Origin of the sequence: Acidiplasma cupricumulans, from assembly GCF_001402935.1 — an archaeon.
In the GTDB taxonomy this organism is placed as follows: Archaea; Thermoplasmatota; Thermoplasmata; order Thermoplasmatales; family Thermoplasmataceae; genus Acidiplasma; species Acidiplasma aeolicum.
In genome coordinates, this window is sequence record NZ_LKBH01000001.1 from 1 (window position 1) to 5391 (window position 5391).

At 33.3% G+C, this 5391-nt stretch carries 5 protein-coding genes; 2 read left to right on the forward strand and 3 right to left on the reverse strand.

The window, feature by feature from the left end; all coding sequences use genetic code 11:
• The first annotated feature begins 167 nt into the window (after positions 1-167).
• Positions 168-1124, forward strand: a complete 957-nt coding sequence (locus tag AOG55_RS00005; RefSeq protein WP_052656694.1) for a fumarylacetoacetate hydrolase family protein — start codon at positions 168-170, stop codon at positions 1122-1124.
• A 61-nt stretch (positions 1125-1185) separates the two neighbouring features.
• Complete coding sequence (locus AOG55_RS00010) at positions 1186-2091, forward strand: cyclase family protein (RefSeq protein WP_048101199.1); 906 nt, start codon at positions 1186-1188, stop codon at positions 2089-2091.
• Positions 2092-2093: 2 nt separating this feature from the next.
• Here the strand turns inward: AOG55_RS00010 and AOG55_RS00015 are convergent, their stop codons facing one another.
• Genes AOG55_RS00015 through AOG55_RS00025 form a run of 3 tightly spaced genes read right to left on the reverse strand, consistent with a single transcriptional unit; the run spans position 2094 to position 5181 of the window.
• Positions 2094-3140: a thiamine pyrophosphate-dependent enzyme gene (locus tag AOG55_RS00015; protein ID WP_055032266.1), complete on the reverse strand. Its 1047-nt coding sequence runs from the start codon at positions 3138-3140 to the stop codon at positions 2094-2096.
• Between the two features lie 9 nt (positions 3141-3149).
• Positions 3150-3683: a thiamine pyrophosphate-binding protein gene (locus tag AOG55_RS00020; protein ID WP_055032265.1), complete on the reverse strand. Its 534-nt coding sequence runs from the start codon at positions 3681-3683 to the stop codon at positions 3150-3152.
• Positions 3684-3723: 40 nt separating this feature from the next.
• The gene (locus AOG55_RS00025) at positions 3724-5181 is read right to left on the reverse strand and encodes an MFS transporter (RefSeq protein ID WP_055040722.1); all 1458 of its coding nucleotides are present in this window, start codon (positions 5179-5181) and stop codon (positions 3724-3726) included.
• Positions 5182-5391: the final 210 nt, after the last annotated feature.

Sequence of the window (5391 nt, forward strand, 5' to 3'; positions counted from 1 at the left end):
ATTAATATACAATAATAGTGACTTTATAATTATACAGATATGCTTAGTATCACTTACCTAAATATCAGATTATAAAGAATGATGTTTATTAGACATTATACCCGTATCAATAAAATTTCATACATTGTATAATAATGTTAAAAGATCTCATAATGGGGATCACTTATATGAATATAAAGTACACAAAAATTATTCTGGGTATTGATAATAAGTTAATAACATTATATATAAGGTACAGAAATATTTATTTACTAACATCTTTTTTCTTAATCATGTTAATTGGAATTGCAATGGTAAAAGGGAAAGCTGCTATCGTTTTTAATGATGCTAAAAAGTTCTATTATGATGATTTATCCATATATGATAAATGTATAACTGAAAAACCTGAACTTTTTTTTAAATATCTAAAAACTTATAAGTCTCATGACTTAATAGAAATTAATGAACCTGAAAACTATATGCCACCATCACCCGTTGAGAGAGTATATTTGCCTGCAATAAATTTTAAATCCCACTCTTCAGAATCATCAATGACGCAGATATCATCACCATATTTTTTTCAAAAATTTAAAACTAGTATAGTGCCACATAAAGGAATAGCATATATACCAAAGAATGTAAGTAAATTTGATTATGAGGGTGAAATAGCCATTGTAATTGGTGGAAAAGGAAAATATTTATCAAAGGCAGATGCAAAATCTGTGATTTTTGGTTTTAGTATAGTTAATGACCTAAGCATCAGAGATTACCAGATGGTAGAATATCCCAGATATGGTAAAAACTGGGTTCTTGGAAAATCTGAGGATTATGGTTTACCATATGGCCCATTTATTTTGCCTATAGAGGATGCAGGTGAATTATATTTTGAAATTAAGACCTATGTTAATAACGAACTTAGACAGGATGGAAATACTAATGATATGATATTTTCTATGGATGAATTAATAAGTGAAATAAGCAAAATAACCATGCTCAGGCCAGGAGATATAATTACAACTGGAACACCTGCGGGTGTAGCAGTTCATAATTCAAAGGTATTTTTAAAGGATGGGGATAAGGTAAGAGTAAATGTGTCTAAAATAGGTACACTGGAAACTTTGATAAAAAATGAAAAAAGCTTATAGTTTTGTGTACTTTTATTTAGTTATTGCATAAAATTTTTAAATTATTATTCCATATTCTTATATGGAATGGTTTGAAGAAGATAATCCTAATTTGTCATCAAAATTTGGTGAAAATGATGAGCTTGGCAATTTAAACTATATAAACTCCACAAAGATATTAAATAGTTTTAAACTAATTAAAAAAGGTAAAGTATACAATCTATCCCATGTTATATTTAATGGTATGGCAGATAGATTAACCCATGGACCATATTTCTTTGATATACTTCTAAGGGTTTATGATAATGACTATTACAAAACTTATAAGAATAAATATGGTGCATCTCTTGGCAGAATAGAGATGTGTGATCATACTGGAACGCATCTGGATTCTTTAAATCATATGGCACATAATAATAAGTTTTTTAATAATATAGATGCCTATGAAAATACGACAAATCTGGGCTCAAAAAAATTGGGCATGGAAAAAACAATTCCAATAATAACAAAAGGTATTATGGTTGACGTTGCAGCCATGCATAAAAAAGATAAGTTGGAACCAGGATATGCTATCACAAAGGAAGAAACTGAAGATTTTTTAAATAGCCATGGCATAAAATTAGAGCAGGGAGATGCCATATTTTTTTATACTGGTTTATCCAAGCTATTTCAAAATCCCAAAGAGTATGATAAATATTATGATTCATCTCCTGGAATAGGATACGAACTTGCAAAATTTCTGGCAGGGAAAGATATTTCAGTATCAGGGTCTGACACCCCTTCCAGTGAGGTGACGCCGCCTGAATTAAAAAATACAAGGCTTCCTGTGCACCAATATCTAATAGCAAAATCAGGTATAAGACTTATAGATAATATAAAACTGGATGAACTAAGCAGGGATAAAATCTATGAATTCGCATTCATTTGCTCACCATTACTAATAAAAGGTGCCACAGCATCTCCAGTATCTCCACTTGCTATAGTATAATTTTATCTTGTTTTATCAACCTTGCACTGCAATACAACAGGTTTTTTCTCCTTTTTAAGAATATTTATCCCCTTTTTAATACCCTCATCAATTTCATCAGGTCTTTCAATTATTATGTTCTCCCCTCCAAATATTTTAATCACGTCCCCGTAGTTGTAGTCTTTTAAATCGGCACCGGGAAATTTATTTATTTTCCATGCATGACTGTTTTTAAATACATCCTTTACGGATTCAGCAGAAGCAAGCCATTGTGAATTGTCAAAAATTATGCATAATACAGGGAAATCCTTTGCTGCATATCCAAATGCAGTGGGAACTCCAAAAATGAATGAACCATCACCAACAGCCGCAATAGTATCAATACCTGTGGCTATTTTATACCCCACTGCTGCTCCCATGGCCCAACCAAGATAACCCGCATCTGGAATGCTAAAATATGATGAAAATTTGTTAGGTAAGCTATACTTTGGATTTACCTGATAGTCTGTAAATACCGGCATGTCTAATTTACCTATTTTCCATGAAAGATATCTGGGGTTTATAGTATTCTCCTTTGATAATCTTTGAATTTCCTCATTTTTAGAGCGGTTCTGTAATTCCCTAATTTCCCTTACTTTATTTTTTCTCTCTTCTATTATGCCTTTTTCTATTTTTGGTTTAAGGGAATTAAGTATTAATGAGATATCGCCCCTTAAAATAATGTCTGAATCAATACCAAGATATGGAATATTATTATATAGGGGCTCAGTATCAATTGTTATTATTTTACAATTAACATCATTATATCTGGGAAAATAGGGAATCCCGTTTTCTATATTTAAAATTAAATCAACATCTTCAAGATTATATTCATCCACCGCCATAGGCATATTAGAAGGGTAATTCAAAACTTCACCGGCATAATTAATTACAGGTATTGCATATTCATTGGCAAAGTTTATTATGGAGTAAAACCATTCCAGCCTTCTACCAGACCTCCATGGAATAATAACTGGATTTTTTGAATCCTCTATCATTTTTTCAGCTTTCTTTAAATCATTATAAAACATATAACTCACCTATAAAGCCTCATCTATAGTTATTTCACGTGGAATGCTTATATATACAGGACCTGCAGGCTCTTCTTCTGCTATCCTTATGGCCCTTTTTAATGTTTGAATTACCTGCGACCTGTCACGAATTTCAAATTCAAATTTAACCCACTGCCGCACCATTTCACCCTGATCTTTTGCTTCCTGACCCCAATGTATTCTTAAATTCCTTGATGCATCCCCTTTCAGCGTATTTGGGCTCCGGCCCGCTATAATGAGTAATGGTCTTCTTGCAGAATATGCATTCATAATTATACCTATAGAGTTGGCAGTTCCTGGGGTTGTATGAATAAATGCCACACCAATTTTACTTGACATGGAATACCCTAGTGCTGCAGAAACAGCTGTAATTTCATGTGGAATAACAATAATATTGGGGAAATCACCCCCTTTTGAATATTCTTCTATGAATGACGCATAATCAGTCCCGGATACCATAAAAATATCATTAATGCCTGAACTTTTCAGGAATTCTAAAATTTTTTTTGTATATGAAACCATAAAATAAAATGCTTTTATTTTATTTATTTATTGTTCAAATTTATGGTGATATCTCATCCATTCTCGCCCTGTTTGTCTTAACACCGAATCTGGCTATTGCCGATGGTATGAAGAGAAATACTGCAATCATTATAAAAATGATTACCGGAGATACGCTTAATAATAACAGGTAGGCAACAAGAAGAACACCTGCACCACCTCCTATGTGACCAACACCATCAACAAAGGCGAAACCAGTTGTTCTTGATCTGGCTGGAAAATTTTCAGTTGTCCATACCTCTATTACAGGAACCCAGATGTTGAATCCACAAAATGCTATTATTGCCCCCAGAGCAGAAAGAAAGAATGTTTTTCCACTAAATGCAATCATAAGTCCTCCAATTAACGTTATTGTTGCGCCTATGGGGAGCCACTCCCTCCTATGTAGGTGCTCACCAAAATAGGTAGGTATAATGGCTGCTGCAATAAAACCAAATGAGCCTACAGCAACAACAAATCCTCCTCCCGCATATGTATACCCTATGGATCCGAGTATTCCTGTAAATCCGGCAGCAAGTATATAAACTGCCATATAGCCTATAAACCAAATAAATAGAAGCATCACAAGTCTTTTTAAGTACATTCTATTACCCAAAATTTCCCGATATGGAGATGCATTAGGAACAACATTTACATTTATATTGTCAAGAATTTTTATGTCCTTACCAGTTCTCTTTTTAATTCTTTCCATCATATTATTTACTATATTGTCTGCCTCCTTTATTCTACCCTTGGATACAAGCCATCTTGGAGATTCTGGCAGTTCAAATCTAAGTAAGACACCAATAAGCCCTAAAACGGCACCAACAACATACATTAATCTCCATCCAATTACCCCACCAAATTTACCTGGGCCACCTATTGCAAAAGGCAGTCCCAATGGTATAGGGGCTGCGGGAGTTGTAAGATAAAGCCCCAACCACACGGCAGTAATCGAACCAAGTGCAGCAAATAAAAAAATAATGGAACCGTAAGCAGCCCTCTTGCCTATTGGTGAAACCTCACTAACATAGGTATAGACTATTGCTATATCGGCACCTATACCAAGTCCTGTTATAAACCTGGCTGCTGAAAATTCAATAAAGTTTTGGGTAAATACGGTGATTAAGGAGCCTATTGCAGCCAGTGACATGGTAATTAACAGCATATCCCTCCTTCCATATTTATCTGAAAGTGGGCTTAGTATTAGGGTTCCAATGGCATATCCTATTAATTGTATAAGCGTGGCATAGCCCAGTAATTCTTCTATGTAAGAAAACTTAGGACCCGTAATTGAAAGTGTATTTGGTATTATTTCAATGGCGGTTTGCACAAAGGAAACGTTTATATTAAATATATCATAAAACGTGAAAAAATAGCCCACACCAAGAATTCCAATAAAGATATATGATAGGCTCCATCCTGGAAGCGAGTCGAGTTTACTTATAACTTTTTTGGGGTCTATACTGTCATCAACCATAAAAACATTAAATGACTTCACTATTTAAATTTTATTGTGAGATATAATTATATTATAATCTTTCATGTAGTATTTGATTGTAATAATTTATACCAAGATTTTTCAGTCAAAGAAAGGTTTTATAAAGATTACATAAAAAATCAATTCTGTCAGTAAAAATTCAAAAAGTAAAATATAATTAATGATTATATACAGATCGGAAGAGCGTCG